The following is a 21015-nucleotide window of genomic DNA, read 5'->3' on the forward strand; positions in this document are numbered from 1 at the left end:
CATTAACTATTGCAAAGAATTCGTCGCTTCTTTACACACAATCAGGCCTCAGCCCCAGTCGCCGTTGCGGATAACACCCACGGCAATACCTTCAATGGTCAGGTGCTGCTGAGTCAGATCCACCACAATCGGTGCGAACGCCTCGTTTTCGGCATGCAGATACACCTGAGACCCTTTCTTTTCAAGACGTTTTACCGTCACATCGTCATCGACACGGGCAACAACCACCTGGCCGTTACGGACATCCTGGGTTTTATGCACTGCAAGCAAATCGCCGTCCATAATCCCTATGTCTTTCATGCTCATGCCATTCACACGCAGCAGGAAATCAGCCTGCGGTTTAAACATTGACGGGTCGACATCGTAGTGGGTTTCAACATGTTCCTGAGCCAGAATCGGCTCACCGGCGGCAACACGGCCGATGAGCGGCAGACCACGTTCCTGTGCATCCTCGTCATTCACCAGCAGGCGAATACCGCGTGATGCACCCGGTACAATTTCAATCACCTGCTTACGAGCCAGCGCTTTTAAATGCTCCTCTGCCGCGTTGGCAGATCGGAACCCCAGTTCACGGGCAATTTCCGCCCGAGTCGGCGGCATGCCGGCTACTTCAATTTTTGCTTTGATCAAATCAAAGACTTCTTGTTGGCGTGGCGTTAACGGCTTCATGACATACCCTGTCTTTTTATACAGTTCACTGTGAGTATATCCAGTGTTCATTGTTTTGAAAAGACTATATTCAATGAAATGCTGGCTTGGCTGACCCCGCCATAACGCCAGCGAACAAAATTTTACTTTTTACTATCCTGTATCGTATTTTTCGCAGCAATACCCGGCGCGTTTTCTGCTATCCTTGCCACGCATTAAGATTTCGAGGCTAGTTATAAACATGTCAAGTTGGCAGAAATTTTCGCAAAGTCTTCTGAATTTGCCGCTTTCTTTACTGGTTAAGACCCGTACCATTCCGTCCGATCCGGTTTCTGAACTGGAACTGGATCTCGACCGCCCTATTATCTACACCTTGCCTTTCGGCTCGCAGACCGATCTGCTGACTCTGAGTGCGGCGACCCGGGCCGTCGGGCTGCCCGATCCGCTCGAACCTGTCGTCATCAACGGCCAGGTGTTTCCCCGCTATGTCTTCGTCGCCAACAGCCCGAGCATTTTCGGCCGTGACGGCCAGTTACCGGCCAAATCCTTAACCCTGTTTACCGATTTGCTGGCAGCCCATAAAGCGGATCCGCAACTGGATGTTCATCTGCTGCCCGCTTCGGTATTGTGGGGCCGCAAACCCGGCACTGAAGGGGAGCAAAAACCGATACTGAAAGCCTTAAATGGCCCGGAAAAATGCTTCGCCGTGCTGGCGCAGGGCCGGGATTGTATGGTCCGCCTCAGCCCGACCATGTCGTTACGCTTTATGGCCGACAAGCACGGAACAGATAACGCCATTGCCAATAAGCTGGCCCGGGTGGCTAAGATCCATTTCTCCCGCCAGAAGCTGGCGGCTGCCGGCCCTCGTCTGCCGCAGCGTCAGGCGCTGTTTAACCGCCTGCTGGCTTCCAAAGCGATAGAAAAAGTGGTCCGCGAGGAAGCGGAAAGCCGCGATGTGCCGTTAGAAAAAGTGCGCAAAGAAGCCATTGATATGATGGAAGAAATTGCGGCCGATTTCTCCTACAGCCTGGTGCGTCACGGTGACCGTTTCCTGAGTTGGCTGTGGAACCGCCTTTATAAAGGGATCAATGTCAGCAATGCCCAGCGGGTCCGCCAATTAGCGCAGGACGGCCATGAAATTGTTTATGTGCCGTGCCACCGAAGCCATATGGATTACCTGCTGCTGTCTTACGTGCTCTATCAGGAGGGCATGGTGCCGCCGCACATTGCAGCGGGTATTAACCTGAACTTTTTCCCGGCCGGGCCGATTTTCCGCCGCGGCGGCGCGTTCTTTATCCGCCGCAGCTTTAAAGGCAACCGCCTCTATTCAACGGTATTTCGCGAATATCTCGGCGAGCTGTTTGCCAAAGGTTACTCGGTGGAATATTTCAGTGAAGGCGGCCGCTCCCGGACCGGCCGCTTGCTGGCACCGAAAACCGGCATGCTGTCGATGACCATTCAGGCCATGCTGCGCGGCCTCAACCGCCCGGTCACTCTGGTGCCGGTGTATATTGGCTACGAGCACGTGATGGAAGTGGCCACTTACGCCAAAGAGCTGCGTGGCAAGCGCAAAGAAAAAGAAAGCCTGGGCCAGGTACTGCGCACCCTGCGTAAATTGCGCAATTTCGGCCAGGGTTATGTCAACTTCGGTGAACCTATCCCGCTCAATCAGTACCTGAACGAGCAGGTGCCGGACTGGCGTCAGCATATCGACCCGATTGAACCTGCCCGCCCGCAATGGCTCAACCCTGTGGTCAACAACCTGGCCGATAAGATGATGACCCACATCAACGATGCCGCGGCGACCAACGGTCTGACCCTTTGTGCGCTGGCCTTACTGGCCTCCCGCCAGCGCGCCCTGAGCCGTGAAGAGCTGGAGCAACAGATTGACTGTTACCTGCAGCTGCTCCATAACACGCCGTACTCGTCGGACTGTACCCAGCCGTCAGACACAGCGGCTGAGCTGGTTGAAAATGCCATCAGCATGGATAAGTTCATGGTTGAGCGTGACAGCCTGGGAGAGATAGTGTCGCTGGATCGCCAGCAGTCACTGCTGATGACCTATTACCGCAATAACATCATCCACCTGTTTGCGCTGCCTTCGCTGATTGCCCACATAGTCGTCTCGCATCAGCGCCTGAGCCGGGCCGAAATGCATCGTCAGATCAGCCTGCTGTATCCGTTTTTGAAGGCCGAGCTTTACCTGCGCTTTGACTGGGCGGATTTACCGGAAGCGGTTGATGCCCTGATTGATGAGCTGATCCGCCAGCGACTGATCCTGAGCGACGGCAATGAATTGTCGCTCAACAGTGTCCGTATCGGGCCGCTTCAGTTGCTGGGCAATACCATTACCGAAACCTTGCAGCGCTACGCCATTACCCTGACTCTGCTGCGCAGCGAACCTCAGCTGATGAAGAGCGATCTGGAGCAGCAAAGCCAGATGATGGCACAGCGCCTGAGCCGTCTTCACGGTATTAATGCGCCTGAATTCTTCGATAAAGGCGTCTTCTCTGCGATGGTCAAAACCCTGCGTCAGGAAGGCTACCTGAATCAGGACAACCATGCCGTGTCCCGTCCGGTGGCCACTCTGGCCGATTTACTGGCCGATCTGGTGTCGCCGGAAGTGAAGCTGACCATTCAGGCAGTCATGAACCGGGAAGAGAAAAAAGAGCCGGGGCCGGATTCAGCGGACAAATAATCCACCCGCTTAAAACAGCAAACGCCCGCAAGACGCGGGCGTTTTTACAACCGGAGCGGAATCATCACCTCAGAGCATTAAGCCAGCGGCCATGCCCAGCCACACCAGCATCCCCACATAGTTATTGTTGAGAAAAGCCTTAAAACAGGGTTCGCGCTCCCTGCCGCGAATCAGCATCTGCTGATAAACAAACAGCGCCGCCGCACCCAGCAGACTCCAGTAGTACAGCTGAGATAACCCCATCTGCATACCCACCACAATCAGCAGCCCTAATGTGCCCAGCTGCAGCAGGCCGATAATGCGCTTGTCATTGCGGCCAAACAGAATGGCGGTGGATTTGATGCCGATTTTTAAATCATCATCCCTGTCGACCATGGCGTACTGGGTATCATAAGCAATGGTCCAGAGTATATTGGCGACAAACAGCATCCAGGCCACTGGCGGTAAAGCGCCGGACTGCGCGGCATACGCCATTGGAATGGCCCAGCCGAAGGCCATGCCCAGCACCAGCTGCGGCAGATGGGTATAGCGCTTCATAAACGGATAAGCAGCCGCCAGTAACAGACCGACCACAGACAACTGGATAGTCAGTGTATTCATGGTCAGCACTAACGCGAAAGACACTAACGACAACACGGCAAAAAAGCCCAGCGCTTCGCGCTCGCTGATCAAACCGGAAGGCAAAGGACGCTGCGCGGTACGCTTCACATGGCCGTCAAAATGCCGGTCTGCGTAATCATTGATGACACAGCCCGCCGCCCGCATCGAAAAAACCCCGAGCACGAACACCACCAGCACCTTGATATCCGGCATGCCATCTGCGGCCAGAAATAATGCCCACAGGGTCGGCCACATCAATAACAAACTACCAATCGGGCGATCCATCCGCGCTAGCTGCCAGTACGCCCTGGCCTTGGTGATCTCCAAACCTTCACTCTCCTACTTTTGTTCGTAATGGGCAGCGTTTTCGCTGCCTGATACCGCTGATAATTTACCGCTGAATGGCGCGACTTTAGAGCTCTGCTGCTGATATACCGGAGCGGGTGCCAGAAACAGCTCAGCCACCAGCATCGGCTTTTCTTTTACCCACAGGCGAGAGCGACGCGCCCATAACGTATCGTCATTAACATTCAGGCGGGCCAGCTGCAGGGCATCACGGCGCGCACTCTGATCGGTAAACACCCGGTATCCCAGCGGCGATTCTCCCAGCCGGGCGATGTCCTGCTCCTCACCCGTCATGGTCGGCACAGGGATCAGCGTGCGGCCAAACACCCAGGGCACACCGTCGCCATGCAAAAGGACGATACGCTCCAGGCAATCCACTGGCCCCAGCATCGCCTGTTCATCAGGCTGTAAGCTGCCGGCTTTGATCGGCTCCTGCGCCAGCAGAAGCACACTGAACTGATGACAATAACGGGCAAAACGGCGTGACAACGAGCCATTTTCCTGCAACCAGCTTTGCAGTTGCGGCTGATTGAGGTGTATGTTTTCTGTCAGTTGCCAGTCGGCATTGTCCAGAGCGGACTTATATATCTGCTTGAATTTCGACATCTTCCCAATTCAATTCCTAGAAAGGGTGATAGAATGTGGCCAATTGATAACACTGAATGATGCCCTATTGTAGCAAGCCGTCACGGACAGGAATATCATTCCTCGCCAAAGTAGGCACTTGGGTAACAGATTTTTCCCTGATACAGATGGATAGCAAGATGAAATCTCTACTCCTGACATTGGCGATGGTGCTGATTACCCTGACTCAGCCTGCGCTGGCACAATCTGCGCCGGCAAAGACCCCTGAATACAGTTATTTCACCCTGACGCCGGATATCACCACTAACTATATCACCCAAAGTAAAAAGCTGGGTTATCTGCGCCTGCAGGTCGATCTCATGGTCTCCGACCCGGACTATATCCCTCTGGTTGAACACCATGCGCCGCTTATCCGTGACGCCATTATCCAAATCATTGGCGAACAGCCGGAAGTGAAAATCAAGTCTCTGGCCGGTCGCGAAGCCATACGCCAGCAATGCCTGGACAAAGTGAATGACCTGCTGATAGCAGAGACCAACCAAAAGCTATTAACTGAGCTGCTGTTCACCAAATATCTGTACCAGTAACCCCGACAAAACACTCACTACCGCCATAACCTGTGGTTTAGAGGTTACAAAAAAAGCGCCCGGTGGGCGCTTTGGTCTTTATTTCCCGTATGTTATTACACAGTATCAGGCTGCAGCGTGCGCCTTGCCATGTTGCGAGGCAATATACTCTGCCACCGCCTGTTGCTGCTCACTACTCAGATACAGCCCCAGTTTGCTGCGCCGCCACAGAGCATCGTCTGCGCTGACAACAAATTCACGGCTCATCAGGTAATCGAGTTCTCTGGCGTAAAAACCTTCGCCAAAATGCTGCCCCATCTCCGCTTCACTGCTGACACCTTCCAGTATCTGCCAGCTCATGATCCCGTAATTCGTTGCCATGCGATCAGCGGTAAACGCGCTCATCCAGCTAAAACGGTGGCGTAAATCAGCACTGAGGCGCTCACGGTCAAAATCCGCCTCGCCGCCGGGCAGACAGGCTTGCGCCGTCCAGGCCGGTCCCATGTCCGGGAAGAAAGGTGCCAGCTTGCGCAGTGCCGATTCGGCCAGCTTGCGGTAGGTGGTCAGCTTGCCGCCAAACACCGACAGCAAAGGCGGCTGAGAGCCTTCCTGTTCCAGCTCCAGGGTGTAATCACGGGTCACGGCCTGCGGTGAGTCGGATTCATCATCACACAGCGGACGGACGCCAGAGTAAGTCCATACCACATCCTGGCGTTGCAGTTTGTGCTTAAAGTGATCGTTGTACACTTTGAGCAGGTAGCGGATTTCGTCTTCATCAATCGCCACCTTGCGCGGGTCACCGTGATATTCCACATCTGTGGTGCCGACAATCGAGAATCTGTCCAGATACGGAATCACAAACACGATTCGGTTATCTTCGTTTTGCAGAATGTAGGCCTGAGGCTCGTCGTGTACGCGCGGTACCACTATGTGCGAGCCTTTGATCAGGCGAATATTGCGTGGCGACGGGGTATCCAGGCTGGTGTCATAAAAGGTTTTCACCCAAGGGCCGGCCGCGTTCACCAGCGCATGCGAGCGACGGATGAAACGCTCGCCGGTCTGACTATCGAGCACAGTCACTTGCCACAGCTCGCCGTCGCGCTCGGCCTTTTCAACACGACAGCGGTTACGGACTTCGCCGCCACGGGCCGCGGTTTCCATCGCATTTAAGATAACCAGACGGGCGTCATCGACCCAGCAGTCTGAGTATTCAAAGCCGCGGGTAATTTCAGGCACCAGGGCGGAATCCGCGCCAAAGCGCAATCCTTCACTGGCAGGCAGCGTGGTACGTTTGCCTAAGTGATCATACAAAAACAAGCCGGCCCGGATCATCCAGGCAGGACGCAGGTGTGGCCGGTGCGGCAGGCGAAAACGCATTGGCCGGGCAATATGCGGGATCTTACGCAGCAGCACTTCTCGCTCTGCCAGGGCTTCGCCAACCAGACGAAACTCGTAATGCTCAAGATAGCGCAGACCCCCGTGGATCAGCTTTGAACTGGCAGATGACGTCGCAGAAGCAAAATCATCGGCTTCAAACAATGCCACTTTCAATCCGCGACCTGCGGCATCAGCGGCAATACCCGCGCCGTTAATGCCACCCCCTACGACGATAATATCCAGAATTTCATTTGCTGCTGTCATGCCTTTCACCTGTGCCTTAACTGCGCTGCGCGCTTACCGTATGCATTGCCTCTCTGCTTATATTAGGACATGCATTCGAAAGTGTTCACTTTGTATAAATGTTCGATATCGCTCAATATAGCCAATTGGAAAGCGAATATCATCCTTTTTATGCTCGAAAAATGACACCTATATGATCATACGCACAAAAAAAGCTGCCTTATCAGGCAGCTTTCCGGGAGTGTACAGGCAGATTAATGCTCGCTGTAACCAGTTATGAGCGAAAACGCTCATAACCAGATCTGTCAGTCGAGTATGATTTCGAGGTGGGTATCCAGCTCTGCCATCCGCTTGGCCAGCGGCTCTGGCGGTGTTTTGTTGGTGAACAGCATATCAATCTGGCTGATATCCCCCAGATTCACCATGGCATTGCGGCCGAATTTCGTGTGATCAACGCCCAGCATGACACAGCGGCTGTTTTCAATAATGGCTTGTTTTACCCGTACTTCGTGATAATCGAAATCGAGCAGGGAGCCATCGAGATCAATGCCGCTGATCCCTATGATGCCAAAGTCCAGACGGAACTGAGAGATGAAATCCAGGGTCGCTTCCCCCACTATGCCGCCGTCACGATTGCGCACTTCACCACCGGCCAGAATCACCCGGAAATCATCTTTACCGGTCAGAATACCGGCCACGTTCAGGTTGTTGGTCACGATCCGCAAATCCGAGTGATCCAGCAAGGCGCGCGCAACCGCTTCCGGCGTGGTCCCGATATCAATAAACAGCGTGGCGCCGTCCGGGATATGCTTGACCATCGCCTGCGCGATGCGATCTTTCTCGGCCAGCTGCATCACTTTACGGGTTGTGTAGGAAGTATTGACCGAGCTGGACGGCACAGTCGCCCCGCCGTGATGGCGCCGGATTTTATTCTCTTCGGCCAGCTCATTGAGATCCCTGCGGATCGTCTGCGGGCTGACGTTAAAACGGGCAACCAGGTCATCGGTACTGACATAGCCCTGAGTTTTCACGAGATCGATGATCTCCTGATGACGTTTGCTTTGCTTCACTGCTGTTACTGCTCCTGATTGACGAAGATCCAATGACCGTAGTGGCCCGCTTTCCGGGCGTGCTCATCTTACTGGGCAATCGGTCTGGTTACTAGGTAAGTGATCCCACTCCTGGCTGAAACCTTAATGTGCCGAATCCGCCGGCTGTCGCAGATGCGCATCAACAAAGGCCAGCAGGCACCCTGAGATCAGCCCGAACAGATGCGCCATATTGGCCACTTCAAACCCCATCACGCCGACGAAACCTAATACCAGCCACACCAGCATAAAGACGACATAGCCATTGGGAATAGCGAGGCCCCGCGCAGGAGCCAGCCAGCCCAGCCACCACAGGTAGCCCATCAGCGCGTAGACCACGCCGGATAACCCGCCGAAGTTGGGGCCGTGGAACCAGAACTGTGCAAGGCCGGAGACCAACGCGGAAACGATGAAGACTTCCAGTAACTTGCCGCTGCCGCTGTGCCGCTCAAGCCGTCCGCCCAGCACCCACCACCACAGACAGTTAAATATCACATGCAGTGCGGAGAAATGGATCAGACTGTGAGACACATAGCGCCAGACTTCCCAGCTGTCGCCCTGCATGGTCGGAAAATGCAGCCAGTAAAAAAGCGGCGCCTGCCAGCCCAACAACCAGCCGCCGTATATGCCGACCGCCAGCACCATCACCAGCAGACAGACAGGCCCGGCCCCCGATTTCACCATGTCGATCATACTGGGACTGTCATAGCGAAACGAAGGCTGCTGGCGGCGGTTCGCCACCTGCCAGGAGGCGGCCTGGTATTTCTGATCGTCAGGATGGCGGATAAATTGCTGCCACTCGGCTTCAGTTTCTACCTGGTGCGCTGGATCAGACAACCAAATGGCAAACTGGCCGCCGGGTTCAGCGGCCAGGGTAAGTTCAATACCACGGGAGGCCATATAATCTATGAAGGCCTGTGCCATTCGGGGGTTATTGAGCACGGCGATGCGCTGCATCTCAGACTCCCTGTTGAAATTTGTGCGCCGCTGGCGTCACCGGCAGACGCAGGATGATCATCTGGCTGAATTACTGCTCAACACACGGATAGGCCTGACGGCGCCACGCTTCAAAGCCGCCGTCCATGCTGTACACGGTTTCATACCCCTGATTAATCAGATACTGGGCTGCGCCCTGAGAGCTGATCCCATGGTAGCACATCACGATCACCGGCTGCTCGAAGTCAACGTCATCCATAAAACTGACCATAGTGTCATTGGTCAGATGAAAAGCAGACTCCGGATGAGATAAGGCGTGGGATTGAGGATCGCGGATGTCGACCAGTACCGCCTTAGTGTCGGACTGTTGTAATAATGCGTACGCTTGCTCAACCGAAATATGTTCAAACTGCTCCATGATGACCTCATTCTGTAATTATCAACCGGGGTGCCAGCATCTGGCTGCAGCAACCCCCTCATCACACGATCTTGCGCGACACACGATCGACGCAAAAACCAGCAATGGTGTGCCAAAGGGATCCTGGCTCATTGAGCGCGGTATCCCCAATTATTGCAATGCCAGCCAGTATACTCAGTTACTCACAGCTTTGAAAAAAATCTGGCTGCCTTTTGCGTGCGGGTTTTGCCGAATATCCTTACAGGATCGAGAGTTAGCCAGGCTAGCTGTGCCAGCCGGTACCCGGCTGATCATAGTTTCGCCAGCTGTGGAAAAAACTGTGAATAGCGTTGATAATGTGTTTCTGCCCAAAAGGATCCACTAGATATAGTAAAGATCCGATCAAAGCCTGTGGATAACATTTTCAACTTCAGCCGGGCATGGCAGTGGCCACTCAGCAAACCGCCATTCCATAGGTGTTCAGGCACAAAAAAACCGGCTCAAAGCCGGTTTCTTCATTCAATAAGTTTGTGGATAGAAAATCCAGCGACCCCCAGGGATCCTCACCCTCAGGATCCTGCGCCATGAAGATCGTTACAGCGCGTCACCGACGGCATCTTTCAATTTGCGCATCGCGTTTTTCTCCAGCTGGCGAATTCGCTCAGCTGAGACGCCATAATGATCAGCCAGATCCTGCAACGTGGACTTATCGTCCTCCAGCCAGCGCGAACGTACGATGTGCTGACTGCGGTCGTCCAGATTCGCCAGTGCCAGTGACAGACGGTTGTTGGCGTGATCTTCCCAGTTATTCTCTTCATAGCTGAGCGCCACGTCAGATGACTTGTCTTCCAGGAAATACACAGGTGCTGTATAGCTGTTATCACGTTCGTCATCATCGGCCGGCATATCAAAGGTGGCATCCTGCGCGGCAAGACGGGATTCCATCTCACGCACTTCACTGGTTTCCACACCCAGTTGCTCGGCCACCATTTCGACTTCTTCATTGTTAAACCAGCCAAGGCGCTTTTTCGCCTTACGCAGGTTGAAGAACAATTTACGCTGAGCCTTGGTGGTCGCGACTTTCACGATCCGCCAGTTACGCAGCACATACTCATGAATTTCAGCCTTGATCCAATGGACAGCGAACGACACCAGCCTGACACCTACTTCCGGGTTGAAGCGTTTTACCGCTTTCATCAGACCAATGTTGCCTTCCTGAACCAGATCAGCCATTGGCAGGCCATAACCTGTATAGCCGCGGGCAACATGGACTACAAAGCGCAGGTGCGACAATACCAGACTGCGGGCAGCCTCAATATCACCGTCATAATGCAGACGCTCAGCTAACTCCCGCTCCTGCTCGGCTGTCAGCATTGGATGGCTGTTTACAGACCGGATATAGCCTTCCAGGCTATCAGCAGAAACTAAAGCTAATGAAGTCATCTCTTTTGTCATTCAAGTAACCCCTGTGGATGCTTTGCCAGGGCCAAATACCCTGGACTTTCACCTAAATCAAGCAGCATTACACTGCCAGACCGACAATAATGCCTTCAATGCTGCACAAAATGCAAGCATGCATAACCAATACGTAGAGTCTGATTCGTCACATTGGTTCAATTTCTTTTAAGTGTCTGCCGGCTGAAAGACGGGCTGCCAGTATGCCCAGCAGAGCCGATAAGAGGATCAATAGCAGGCATTCGTCCCAGGCCAGGCCGGTTAAGTGGAAATCACTGCCATACAAAGCGGCCAGTTTATCAACCGCACCTTCCAGTATAAAGCTTACCAGCGTAGTGAGCACTAACGCAGCCACCGAGGCCAGTAAACCATACCAGGCACCTGTGTACAGAAATGGCCGCAAAATATAAGTGTTGGTCGCCCCGACCAGTTTCATGACCTGCACCGCCTCTTTCTGATTTTGCAGCTGAAGACGCAGTGTATTGCCCACTATCAGGAACACGGCCAGCAGCATCAGGCCAGCCATGATCATGGTCAGCGTGACACTGAGTTGCTTGATGGCATCAAGGCGCTGCAGCCAGTCGCTGTCCAGCCGGACATCATCCACACCGGCCTGCTCACTGAGCTTGCGGGCCAGTATTTCCGCCTGGCTGCCCGACTGCCATTGCACCGACGGTTTGATAATCAGCACTGCCGGCAAGGGATTTTCATCCAGCAGGCTCAGTGCCTTGGCAAAACCGGCGTGCTCACGGAACTCATTCAGTCCCTGCTGAGGAGAGACATAATCCGCCGAGCTGATTTCCGTCCAGCCCGCCAGACTCTCTCTCAGTGTACGGGCCTCGGCATCGCCGGCACCCGGCGCCATATAGACAGTCAGCTGAGTCGGGTTCTGCCAGGCCTGGCTGACAATCGCAATATTCTTAGCCGCCAGATAAAAACAGGCCGGTAAGGTCAGGGCAAAGGCCAGCACTGCCAGCGTCAGGACATTGCCCACCGGACGGCGCCATAAATCAGTGAGTGCCTGCTTACCCACCTGACGCTGGACAGAGAACCAGCCTTGAGCTTCACGCGCCATACGCCACCTCGCGCAAACTGCCCTGGTGTAAATCAAGCCGCCGGTAACTATGACGGCTTAACAAGGATGTGTCGTGGGTGGCCATCAGTACACTCACCCCAACCCGGTTAAATTCGGCAAACAGTCCCATCATCTGCTGGGACAAATCGGCATCCAGATTGCCGGTCGGTTCGTCCGCCAGCACCACCAGCGGCTTATTGACCACGGCCCGGGCAATCCCGACCCGCTGCTGTTCCCCGCCGGACAGCTGAATCGGCAGGCATTGTGCTTTATCCAGCAGGCCGACTTTATCGAGCGCGGCGGAAACCCGTCGCTTGACATCACCGGCCGGAGACTGGGCGATTTGCAGCGGCAGCGCCACATTGTCAAACACGGTCCGGTCCATCAGCAGTCTGTGATCCTGAAAAATCATCCCGATATGACGGCGAAGAAAAGGGATCTGATGGCTGTCTATCCGGGTAATATCATGATCATTGAAGAAAATCCGGCCATCACTCGGCCGTTCAACCGCAGCGATCAGTTTCAACAGCGTGCTTTTACCGGCACCGGAATGGCCGGTGAGAAAGGCCATCTCACCTTTTCCCAGATGGAAATCCACTTTTTGCAGGGCCTGACGACCGCCCCGATATGCTTTACTGACCTGCTGAAACCGAATCACAGTTAATCCTCGTCGCTGAACAGAGCCTCAATAAATTCCTGGGCGGCAAAAGGACGCAAATCTTCAATCCCTTCACCAATACCAATGTAGCGGATAGGGATATTGAACTGATCTGCGATGGCAAAAATTACACCACCCTTAGCCGTGCCATCCAGTTTGGTCAGTGTAATACCAGACACTGGTGCCACTTCACTGAACAGTTTGGCCTGGCTGATCGCATTCTGGCCAGTACCGGCATCAACGGTCAGCATAATTTCGTGCGGCGCCAGCGGATCAATTTTCTGCATCACCCGGACAATCTTACGCAGCTCTTCCATCAGATTGCCTTTGTTCTGCAGACGGCCGGCAGTATCGGCAATCACCACATCGACATTGCGCGCTTTGGCGGACTCAATCGCATCGTAGATCACAGACGCGCTGTCAGCACCGGTATGCTGGGCGACCACAGGCACGTTATTACGATCGCCCCACACCTGCAGCTGCTCGACCGCCGCGGCACGGAAGGTATCTCCGGCGGCCAGCATCACAGACAGACCCTGCTGCTGAAATTGCTTGGCCAGCTTGCCGATCGTGGTGGTTTTACCCACGCCATTGACGCCCACCATTAAAATCACATAAGGCTTGCGGCTGGTATCAATCACCAGTGGCTGCTCGACTTTGGCCAGCATCTCACTCAGCTCGTCTTTCAGCAGACCGTACAGGGCCTCGCCGTCTTTGAGCTGTTTGCGGTCGGCTTTTTCGGTCAGGTTTTCGATAATCTTGAGCGTGGTGTCCATACCGACATCCGCCACCAGCAGCTGCTCTTCCAGTTCTTCAAACAGATCATCATCAATCTGCTTGCCCCGGAATAAACCAAAGAAGCCAGCCCCCAGATTGTTGCGGGTTTTCTTCAGCCCTTTCATCAGCCGGGCAAAGAAACCCTCGCGCTGCGGTTTTTCCTGCACCGCCGGCTCCTCAGAAACAAGGGCCGGTTCAGCCGCTGCTTGTTGGCTTTGTGGCTGTGCATCTTTTTCTACCGGCCGGATCTGAGTATCTGCCTCAACATCCAGATGCGCACTCTGCTCGGGCAACTCGGGCTCGGCGTCGCGGTGCGTCAGCGGGGCTTCCGCCTCCGCCATGTCCTGATGAGGTGGAACCGAGTCCTCTGTAGATGCAGACTGCGTTTGTGTCTCAGTGACGGCATCCTGAGCCTGTTCCGGCTCTACGGCCTCTTCTTGCGGCTTATGCTGTTCTTTTTGCTCGGTTTGTTCTTCTTCACCAAACCCCAGCCATGAAAATAATCCGCGCTTCTTTTTTTCTGCCATTGGCAAATCCTAGACATTGATTGGTACAATTTACGGCCTGAAAATAAAGGGCCTGTTTATCTTTGGGCTTGCCAGCTTAGTGTGCCTGGCGAACATAACCAATCGCCAGGGTAACAAGGAACAAACACAAAGATAATCAGGCCCATGTATACTACCACTTTCTCTACGGTCGAAGAAATGTATGACTAGACGTAAGACGCATTCCGGACACAAAGCTAACCCGCCCAGCCAGGCAGGCTTTGTGCGTATCATCAGTGGCCGCTGGCGAGGACGTAAACTGCCGGTCCACGATGTTGCCGGGTTACGCCCGACAACCGACCGTGTCAAAGAAACCGTTTTTAACTGGCTGGCGCCGGATATCCACGGCTCACGATGTCTGGATCTTTTTGCCGGCAGCGGCAGCCTTGGCCTTGAAGCCTTATCCCGTGGTGCGGAGCACCTGACGCTGCTGGAGCTCGACACCCAAGCCGCCAGTCAGCTGAAGCGTAACCTGGACACACTGGCAACCGACAAAGCCGAGCTGCATCAGACGGACAGCCTGGCTTTCCTGAATAGACCGGGGTCGGCTTTTGATCTGGTGTTTATTGATCCGCCTTTTCGGCGCGACATGCTGCCGGAGGTGATTCGTCTGCTGGAAAGCAATGGCTGGCTGGCCCCGCAAGCCCTGATTTATCTGGAAGCGGAAAAGGAACTGGGCCTGCCTGATACGCCCGAACACTGGCAGCTCATCAAAGAAAAATCGGCGGGACAAGTTTGCTACCGCCTGTATCAAAGAGAGGAAATATGAAAGCGCTGATTTTACTGGCGAAAGTGGCGATCGGATTTGTCTGGGCGGTGCTTTTGCTGAACCTGTTCCACCCTTTTCCGGGTGTGGCGGCGATCGCACTGTATATCATGACGGCGTTTCTGCTGGCGATGCACGGCCTGCAAATGCTGATTTTCCTCGGTGCCTTTGGTGACAAACTGTCTCTGAGTCGCTGGGAAAAATGGTCGATACTGATTTTCGGCATCTTTGCGCTGCTGGATATTCGCCGCAAGCACATGGTGTAAAAAAGCTCACGGCAAGGGCGCCCAGACGGCGCCCTTCGTTGATTCATTAATTTATTGATTCAGCGATTCAGCGCTCGGTCTCGGGTTTATCGGTGCCGCATTGCCAGCACCAGTCGAACTGGCCTTCGTTCTCTTCGCCGCAGGACACGCACCGCCAGCGCCGCTGATTACCCTTCTCGTACCCGGCGAGTAACTGGCGCGCCTGGAATGCATCCTGTGCCGATACCCAGACTGTCACCTGTACCACATCCGCCGGTAATTCCCCGGCAGCCGCCCCGAGATTTTCCCCGGTCAGACGCACCGCCAAACCGGCATGTTCCAGCAGTCCTTTCAGGGTGTGCGCTTCAAGGCTGTTGCCCGCCCGGTAGATCTGTTGCCAGCTAGCTGCCATTACCCACCTCTTCTCTTTATCATCAGCGTAGCAGCACACTGACCACTAAGAGCGACTGGGCAAGATAATAGGTGGTCATGATACTGCCGGTGGCTGCTCTGAAATGGCCTCTGAACCTATCCAGGGCCAGCAAGGTATCAGAGACCAGAAATACCAGCGCCCCGGCAAATGCGGCCAGGCCGGCACCTGTGCGGGTCGTCAGCCAGTACTCACCCGCCGCCCAGGTCATTTGCAAAATCACCCCTATATAGACACCGACCGGCAGAGCCAACCGGCCCAGCGACGGCAGCAACAGCAGATAGACGATAATCCCGGCCCCCATCAGCAAGGCAGGCAGCCACCAGACAATCGAGCCGGACAGCTCATTCCAGAAGGCCAGTGAATACACTATGTGCGCCAGCAAGAAACTGGTCAGGCCCGGCACAAACTTGTCTTTGGGCAACATAAGAAAAATGTCCCCGGCAACCGAGCACAGCAGACCGGCAATGATCCATTGCTGATAGCCATCACTTTGGCCAAACTGCAGGATCGTTGCCAGCAGCAAGACAATCGTCAGCGGTTTAAACAAATAAAACTGCCACTGCGGACCGCGGTAAGCGGCATTGATATGTAACAAAGCAGAAAAAGAGACGGCTAACCAGACCCACATACGTTCACCCGAGTTATCAAAGCTGTGACAGTGTAAAAAGCAAACACAGTTTGTCTAGCTCAGATAGGCCAGAAACCCGGTCAATTCTCACCTCTGTGATCCATCACACTTTCATATAACTTATTCCTTTACCGCCACTTTTATTCCTTTTCGTTCAATGCTATGGCTGCGATTCCCTGCCTGGGAACAAAAACAATGCGCTTCCGCTGCCAAAACCGCCAGGCTCGTACTAATGCGCTAAATACCGCTTTAGTTTAGCGAATCAAGCAAAGAAATCGGATAGAAACCACGTTCAAAATAAAAATAAAAATACATTAAAAACAAATAGATAAAATAAATTACAGCACCAATAACAGATCAGAGCAGCCTTCAACCCTCATACCGGACACCCGCGCAGTTACCAAGCGCTGAATGTCGATTAATAACGCAAATCGTATGCAAAAACCTGACCTGGCTGTATACCTGAACCGGTTTTCTTTAGTTTTATCACGAAAAACAATGGTAGCTAACGCCAGACGCCGCCAGAGCACAAAACCACAATCAGAACTTAAACACGGATAAAAACAAAAACACAAGTCCATTAAAAAAACAAAATAATCAGATACTTAAAACAAAATTAAAACTTAATAACCCAATCAGATTGTTTTTTGACCTCACCATTTTCAGCAGCCAAATGTCATCAACAAAGGGATTTCATGACAACTAAAAGTAAATTTATTGCTAAATATCACACTCTTCCTTTGATCAGGCGATAAAAAAAGTGCTATTCTTTTCTTAACAAATTTTCCAGCAACATAACAGGAGCCTATAACTATGTTATCACCTTCCCAAAAACAAGGGCTTGTCATGATCGCCGTCGTCGCCGGTCTCATGTTGCTGCCTGTGCTTTATTAAGCAAAAGATAAAATTAGCCAATAAAAAAGGTGCCTGGGGCACCTTTTTTATTTTGTCGCCATCATGCGCCATCCGTTACGGATCCAGCTTTATATGGTGCCAATTGTTTGAATAAAACCACAGCGCCAGGGCGGTCATGCCCAGCACCAACAAAACGGCAACCGCCCACACCCTGCGCGCACTGCGGGGCGTCAGCTCTTTTTCGCACGCCTGGCAGGCCCGGCGAAAGCGACGACTGTCATCCAGGCTAAATCCTTCCTCATGCACCACTTTATTGCGTATGGTGGCCACATAACGCAGGGTCGGGATGATCTCGTGAGGCAAACGCTCTTCACAGCTGGTAATTAACTGATGCAGCCCTTTTCCTTCCGCATGATAATGGTGCCGCAGCAAATGCTCGAGGCGCCGGCTCCGGCTCACCACTAATTCAATTTCTGACACCCACATCTCTCCTGCTACACACTTCTTCTTTAACCTTACAAGGAGACCAGCCAGTTGCAAATCTACCGGCAGCGATCTCACCATAGCCGCATTCTGTCACAGACAACCCGCTACACACTCAAGCATAATAGCGGGCAGTTACCTAAGGAGCCTGCTATGCCCGTTACCCCTTTTCTGATTCTTCTGGTGTTGCTTGTTGTTGCTGTCGCCTCATTCACTTACATCTACCGCCGTCATCTGTCGGGCAACGCGGCGATAGAAAAGACAATAGAGGTGCTGATACTCGATAAACAGAGTGTCGCTCTCAACAACACTCAGTCAGGCGGCGACAGTGAGGAATACTGGCTGTATGTCCAGCCGGTAACAGGCGGCCCCAAACGTGATTTCCAGATCGGACCGCACTATTTCCACGCCCTGAATGCCGGTGACTCAGGCACCCTGACTTACCGGGGTCGGCAATTTCTGCACTTTGCGCTGAAACGCTGACAAATGTCGCCACGTCAGTAAGACGGTGTCATCAGGGCACCAGCCAGGCCGTCAGCCGGTGACGGCTGAGCAGCCAGCTCGCCAGCAAAGCAAGGCCGCCGGCCGCCAGAGTCCAGAACGGTATCATCACAACAGGGTGAATAAAGTACCAATCAAACGCCCTGACCGGCCACAGAAAAATCGGGTGCAACAGGTAAATACCCAGACTGTAGCGGCTCACAAAAGCCAGCTTGGCAAGCGTCTCTTCACTGAGGCGATTAGCAATATAACGGCACACCACAAAAACCATCGCGGCGATGAGCACAGTATTCAGAGTTTTGTAAGACAGCCAGCGGCCCACAGTATATTCACCCGCCGCAAAGCTTTGGCTGAGTACCATATAATCCGTCAGTAACAAGCCCGCCACGCCCAGGGGAAGTAACCAGCCCAGGGTCGGCCAGGAATAACGATAAAGACAGTAGCCCAGCAGCAAATACCCGCTGTAAAGCACCAACTGGTGGCTCCAGGGACCGTCGATGTAAAACAAAAACAAAGCCGTCAGCAGCATCCACACCAGCGTCACCCCTTTCACCGCCGTGGGATCAGCCCGCTTCACCCACGCCTGCAAAAACGGTATCACCAGATACAAAGGCAGGAAGTAGTAAAAAAAGCCCAGGTGATAATAGGTTTCATGCTCTGGCATGTGAACCAGTGTCGCCATCGCGACACTGTTCTGATAGCCGTCCAGGGTCAGGCCGGAAAAAAACGCATAAAACACCGACCACACCAGAAAGGGGATCAATACCTTGCCCAGCCGCCGCCGGACATAATAGCCAAACTCAAACGGCCGGATGTCTGTCAGCATGAGCGCGCCGCTGATCATGATAAAGACAGGCACCGCCCAACGGCTGAAGCTGTTATAACTCACTGCGGTTATCCAGGCATGGTCCGGGATCTGCCCGATCAGTTCACGGTAAGGCCCTAACACATGGATCACAACCACAGCAGCGGCGGCAACACAGCGCAGTAAGTCGACAAAGACTATTTTTTCCCGCATGGGATCTCCTTCACTTGTTACAACCCCTCTTTCAATAAGAAAGCGTCATGAGTTGCCTGTTCAGAATTTGTGCATGCCTTCCTGGCGTGTCGTCTACACAAACTAAAGGCAGATGCTTATCAGTATGTTATCAAATTGATAATTTGAATGATGTTTTATTAAATTCACACCAAAACGAGGTATTAGTCACACTTTTACAGCCATCATAGGAAGCAGGCCAGGCAAAACTGAGTCCTTTATTCTCTGAGTCACTCGCACAAATAATCAACAGCAGGCATATAGAAAAGTAAAATGGTCCACGGTTAACACAAAAATGAACACAAAAAACTAAGTTGATCGTCAGTATGCAGTTATAAAACATACAACAGAAACATTTAGACACATTTTTATCTTGTTTATGGTGTTAACAATAGCGTAACCTCCCGCACCGATTAAGATGCCCATTGACGGGTACATGACGTAAGAATGGAGGTCGTGATGCATTCGAGTGCTTCACAAAAACAGTTGAATACCAAAAAAACGCTCTTTACGCGTTTTCTGGATACGGTTGAGTGGCTGGGTAACCTGCTGCCGCACCCTATCACCCTTTTCGCCCTGTTCAGCCTGGCAATACTGATTGCTTCCGGCATTGCCGGCTACTTTGGCGTTTCAGTGCCAGACCCGCGCCCGGAAGGCGCCCCGGGACGTGCCGCCGACGGCATGATCCACGTGATCAGCCTGATGAACGCCGAAGGTCTGCAAATGATAGTGGCCAATCTGGTGAAAAACTTCACAGGCTTTGCTCCGCTGGGCACCGTGCTGGTGGCCATGCTGGGTGTCGCGATTGCAGAATATTCTGGCTTACTTTCTGCTGCAATGCGCGGACTGGTCATGGGCGCGTCCCGCCGCATGGTGACTCTGGTGGTGGTGTTTGCCGGTATCATTTCCAATACGGCTTCTGAGCTGGGTTATGTGGTGCTGATCCCACTGGCCGCCATGCTGTTCCACTCGCTGGGTCGTCACCCGCTGGCGGGTCTGGCCGCGGCTTTTGCCGGTGTCTCCGGTGGCTACAGCGCTAACCTGCTGCTGGGCACAGTCGATCCCCTGCTGTCCGGAATTACCCAGACGGCCGCGCAAATGATTGACCCGACCTATCAGGTTGGTCCGGAAGTGAACTGGTACTTCATGTTTGCCTCAACGTTCGCGATCACCATCATGGGTGCCTTTGTGACCGAGAAAATTGTGGAGCCGAAACTGGGCACTTACAATGTCGAAGAAGCCAGCGACGATCTGGGCAAAGACAAAATGGGCGCGCTGACGGATCTGGAAAAGAAAGGTCTGAAAGTGGCAGGGCTGGCAGCACTGGCGGTGTCTGTCCTGCTGGCGCTGACTATCGTGCCGGAAAACGGCATCCTGCGTCATCCTGAGACCGGTCTGGTGGCGGGCTCGCCTTTCCTGAAAGGCATAGTGGCTTTCATCTTTGTGTTCTTCGCCATCCCTGGCTTTGCGTACGGTAAAGTCGTCGGCACCATGAAGACAGATCGCGACGTGATCAGTGCGATGTCGGCTTCCATGTCGTCCATGGGCATGTATATCGTGCTGGTGTTCTTTGCCGCCCAGTTCGTGGCATTCTTCAAATGGACCAACTTTGGCCAAGTCTTTGCTGTTGGGGGCGCAGACATGCTGCAATCCATCGGTCTGACCGGGCCTATGCTGTTCTTCGCCTTTATCCTGATGTGTGGCTTCATCAACCTGATGATAGGTTCCGCCTCGGCACAGTGGGCCGTGACCGCGCCGATCTTCGTGCCTATGCTGATGCTGGTCGGCTATGCGCCGGAAACCATTCAGGCGGCGTACCGTATCGGCGACTCAGTCACCAATATCATCACCCCTATGATGAGCTACTTCGGTATGATTCTGGCGGTGGCGACCCGTTACCAGAAGAATCTGGGACTGGGCACCCTGATTGCCACTATGCTGCCATATTCCATGGTCTTCGTGGTCGGCTGGAGCCTGATGTTCTATGTCTGGGTGTTTGTACTGGGTATCCCGGTCGGTCCGGGCGCCGCGACCTATTACAACATTGGCGGCTAATCCTGCTTCCTCCTGAAACG

General features: G+C 53.5%; 21 protein-coding genes. 6 read left to right on the top strand and 15 right to left on the bottom strand.

The window, feature by feature from the left end:
• Window positions 1–48: 48 nt before the first annotated feature.
• On the bottom strand, window positions 49–669 hold the full coding sequence (gene lexA, locus P0Y67_RS05765) for a transcriptional repressor LexA (RefSeq protein ID WP_192016026.1): 621 nt from the start codon (window positions 667–669) through the stop codon (window positions 49–51).
• 220 nt (window positions 670–889) lie between these two features.
• Between lexA and plsB the strand changes: the two genes are divergently transcribed.
• A complete protein-coding gene (gene plsB / locus P0Y67_RS05770; RefSeq protein WP_342391098.1) occupies window positions 890–3346 on the top strand; it encodes a glycerol-3-phosphate 1-O-acyltransferase PlsB in 2457 nt (818 codons plus the stop codon).
• A gap of 69 nt (window positions 3347–3415) precedes the next feature.
• Here the strand turns inward: plsB and ubiA are convergent, their stop codons facing one another.
• Window positions 3416–4273: a 4-hydroxybenzoate octaprenyltransferase gene (gene ubiA, locus P0Y67_RS05775; protein WP_303455257.1), complete on the bottom strand. Its 858-nt coding sequence runs from the start codon at window positions 4271–4273 to the stop codon at window positions 3416–3418.
• A 12-nt stretch (window positions 4274–4285) separates the two neighbouring features.
• Complete coding sequence (locus P0Y67_RS05780; protein ID WP_342391099.1) at window positions 4286–4897, bottom strand: chorismate--pyruvate lyase family protein; 612 nt, start codon at window positions 4895–4897, stop codon at window positions 4286–4288.
• A gap of 158 nt (window positions 4898–5055) precedes the next feature.
• Between P0Y67_RS05780 and P0Y67_RS05785 the strand changes: the two genes are divergently transcribed.
• Window positions 5056–5463, top strand: a complete 408-nt coding sequence (locus P0Y67_RS05785; protein WP_192016030.1) for a flagellar basal body-associated protein FliL — start codon at window positions 5056–5058, stop codon at window positions 5461–5463.
• Between the two features lie 105 nt (window positions 5464–5568).
• Here the strand turns inward: P0Y67_RS05785 and glpD are convergent, their stop codons facing one another.
• The 8 genes from glpD to ftsY form a co-directional block, all read right to left on the bottom strand.
• The gene (gene glpD / locus P0Y67_RS05790; RefSeq protein WP_342391100.1) at window positions 5569–7083 is read right to left on the bottom strand and encodes a glycerol-3-phosphate dehydrogenase; all 1515 of its coding nucleotides are present in this window, start codon (window positions 7081–7083) and stop codon (window positions 5569–5571) included.
• A gap of 284 nt (window positions 7084–7367) precedes the next feature.
• On the bottom strand, window positions 7368–8132 hold the full coding sequence (locus tag P0Y67_RS05795) for a DeoR/GlpR family transcriptional regulator (RefSeq protein ID WP_027250519.1): 765 nt from the start codon (window positions 8130–8132) through the stop codon (window positions 7368–7370).
• Window positions 8133–8255: 123 nt separating this feature from the next.
• On the bottom strand, window positions 8256–9107 hold the full coding sequence (gene glpG, locus P0Y67_RS05800) for a rhomboid family intramembrane serine protease GlpG (protein WP_342391101.1): 852 nt from the start codon (window positions 9105–9107) through the stop codon (window positions 8256–8258).
• A gap of 70 nt (window positions 9108–9177) precedes the next feature.
• Window positions 9178–9504: a thiosulfate sulfurtransferase GlpE gene (gene glpE, locus P0Y67_RS05805; protein WP_027250517.1), complete on the bottom strand. Its 327-nt coding sequence runs from the start codon at window positions 9502–9504 to the stop codon at window positions 9178–9180.
• Window positions 9505–10077: 573 nt separating this feature from the next.
• Window positions 10078–10938 carry an RNA polymerase sigma factor RpoH gene (gene rpoH, locus P0Y67_RS05810; RefSeq protein ID WP_161444870.1) on the bottom strand — a complete coding sequence of 287 codons (861 nt, stop codon included), beginning with the start codon at window positions 10936–10938 and terminating at the stop codon, window positions 10078–10080.
• Window positions 10939–11086: 148 nt separating this feature from the next.
• Complete coding sequence (gene ftsX, locus P0Y67_RS05815) at window positions 11087–12013, bottom strand: permease-like cell division protein FtsX (protein WP_342391102.1); 927 nt, start codon at window positions 12011–12013, stop codon at window positions 11087–11089.
• Entirely contained in the window at window positions 12003–12671 is a 669-nt protein-coding gene (gene ftsE / locus P0Y67_RS05820) for a cell division ATP-binding protein FtsE (protein WP_027250514.1), read from the bottom strand. The genes ftsX and ftsE overlap by 11 nt, the downstream gene beginning before the upstream one ends.
• A gap of 2 nt (window positions 12672–12673) precedes the next feature.
• Window positions 12674–13975 carry a signal recognition particle-docking protein FtsY gene (ftsY, locus tag P0Y67_RS05825; protein ID WP_342391103.1) on the bottom strand — a complete coding sequence of 434 codons (1302 nt, stop codon included), beginning with the start codon at window positions 13973–13975 and terminating at the stop codon, window positions 12674–12676.
• Window positions 13976–14156: 181 nt separating this feature from the next.
• Here ftsY and rsmD point away from each other — a divergent pair, with 181 nt between their 5' ends.
• Entirely contained in the window at window positions 14157–14762 is a 606-nt protein-coding gene (rsmD, locus tag P0Y67_RS05830; protein WP_161444877.1) for a 16S rRNA (guanine(966)-N(2))-methyltransferase RsmD, read from the top strand.
• Window positions 14759–15025 carry a DUF1145 domain-containing protein gene (locus P0Y67_RS05835; protein WP_027250511.1) on the top strand — a complete coding sequence of 89 codons (267 nt, stop codon included), beginning with the start codon at window positions 14759–14761 and terminating at the stop codon, window positions 15023–15025. Before rsmD ends, P0Y67_RS05835 begins: the two co-directional genes overlap by 4 nt.
• Window positions 15026–15092: 67 nt before the next feature.
• Here the strand turns inward: P0Y67_RS05835 and P0Y67_RS05840 are convergent, their stop codons facing one another.
• From P0Y67_RS05840 to P0Y67_RS05850, 3 genes are all read right to left on the bottom strand, one after another.
• On the bottom strand, window positions 15093–15416 hold the full coding sequence (locus tag P0Y67_RS05840) for a putative signal transducing protein (RefSeq protein ID WP_342391104.1): 324 nt from the start codon (window positions 15414–15416) through the stop codon (window positions 15093–15095).
• A 22-nt stretch (window positions 15417–15438) separates the two neighbouring features.
• Window positions 15439–16065 (bottom strand): lysoplasmalogenase, encoded by a 627-nt coding sequence (locus P0Y67_RS05845; RefSeq protein ID WP_027250509.1) that lies wholly within the window; start codon window positions 16063–16065, stop codon window positions 15439–15441.
• A 969-nt stretch (window positions 16066–17034) separates the two neighbouring features.
• Complete coding sequence (locus tag P0Y67_RS05850) at window positions 17035–17400, bottom strand: hypothetical protein (protein WP_027250508.1); 366 nt, start codon at window positions 17398–17400, stop codon at window positions 17035–17037.
• Between the two features lie 54 nt (window positions 17401–17454).
• On the opposite strand from P0Y67_RS05850, the gene P0Y67_RS05855 reads away from it, so the two are divergent.
• Window positions 17455–17886: a DUF2500 domain-containing protein gene (locus P0Y67_RS05855; RefSeq protein WP_342391105.1), complete on the top strand. Its 432-nt coding sequence runs from the start codon at window positions 17455–17457 to the stop codon at window positions 17884–17886.
• Between the two features lie 31 nt (window positions 17887–17917).
• Here the strand turns inward: P0Y67_RS05855 and P0Y67_RS05860 are convergent, their stop codons facing one another.
• Complete coding sequence (locus P0Y67_RS05860; RefSeq protein ID WP_342391106.1) at window positions 17918–18922, bottom strand: acyltransferase; 1005 nt, start codon at window positions 18920–18922, stop codon at window positions 17918–17920.
• Between the two features lie 477 nt (window positions 18923–19399).
• Between P0Y67_RS05860 and P0Y67_RS05865 the strand changes: the two genes are divergently transcribed.
• A complete protein-coding gene (locus P0Y67_RS05865) occupies window positions 19400–20995 on the top strand; it encodes an AbgT family transporter (RefSeq protein ID WP_342391107.1) in 1596 nt (531 codons plus the stop codon).
• The last annotated feature ends 20 nt before the right edge of the window (window positions 20996–21015 follow it).

The organism is Photobacterium sp. SP02 (assembly GCF_038519165.1).
GTDB lineage: Bacteria > Pseudomonadota > Gammaproteobacteria > Enterobacterales > Vibrionaceae > Photobacterium > Photobacterium halotolerans.

Excerpts from the sequence above, each read along its gene's own strand:
- lexA (WP_192016026.1), bottom strand. The coding sequence starts at position 669 with ATGAAGCCGTTAACGCCACGCCAACAAGAAGTCTTTGATTTGATCAAA.
- plsB (WP_342391098.1), top strand. The coding sequence starts at position 890 with ATGTCAAGTTGGCAGAAATTTTCGCAAAGTCTTCTGAATTTGCCGCTT.
- P0Y67_RS05780 (WP_342391099.1), bottom strand. The coding sequence starts at position 4,897 with ATGTCGAAATTCAAGCAGATATATAAGTCCGCTCTGGACAATGCCGAC.
- P0Y67_RS05785 (WP_192016030.1), top strand. The coding sequence starts at position 5,056 with ATGAAATCTCTACTCCTGACATTGGCGATGGTGCTGATTACCCTGACT.
- glpD (WP_342391100.1), bottom strand. The coding sequence starts at position 7,083 with ATGACAGCAGCAAATGAAATTCTGGATATTATCGTCGTAGGGGGTGGC.
- glpG (WP_342391101.1), bottom strand. The coding sequence starts at position 9,107 with ATGCAGCGCATCGCCGTGCTCAATAACCCCCGAATGGCACAGGCCTTC.
- glpE (WP_027250517.1), bottom strand. The coding sequence starts at position 9,504 with ATGGAGCAGTTTGAACATATTTCGGTTGAGCAAGCGTACGCATTATTA.
- rpoH (WP_161444870.1), bottom strand. The coding sequence starts at position 10,938 with ATGACAAAAGAGATGACTTCATTAGCTTTAGTTTCTGCTGATAGCCTG.
- ftsX (WP_342391102.1), bottom strand. The coding sequence starts at position 12,013 with ATGGCGCGTGAAGCTCAAGGCTGGTTCTCTGTCCAGCGTCAGGTGGGT.
- ftsY (WP_342391103.1), bottom strand. The coding sequence starts at position 13,975 with ATGGCAGAAAAAAAGAAGCGCGGATTATTTTCATGGCTGGGGTTTGGT.
- rsmD (WP_161444877.1), top strand. The coding sequence starts at position 14,157 with ATGACTAGACGTAAGACGCATTCCGGACACAAAGCTAACCCGCCCAGC.
- P0Y67_RS05835 (WP_027250511.1), top strand. The coding sequence starts at position 14,759 with ATGAAAGCGCTGATTTTACTGGCGAAAGTGGCGATCGGATTTGTCTGG.
- P0Y67_RS05840 (WP_342391104.1), bottom strand. The coding sequence starts at position 15,416 with ATGGCAGCTAGCTGGCAACAGATCTACCGGGCGGGCAACAGCCTTGAA.
- P0Y67_RS05845 (WP_027250509.1), bottom strand. The coding sequence starts at position 16,065 with ATGTGGGTCTGGTTAGCCGTCTCTTTTTCTGCTTTGTTACATATCAAT.
- P0Y67_RS05860 (WP_342391106.1), bottom strand. The coding sequence starts at position 18,922 with ATGCGGGAAAAAATAGTCTTTGTCGACTTACTGCGCTGTGTTGCCGCC.
- P0Y67_RS05865 (WP_342391107.1), top strand. The coding sequence starts at position 19,400 with ATGCATTCGAGTGCTTCACAAAAACAGTTGAATACCAAAAAAACGCTC.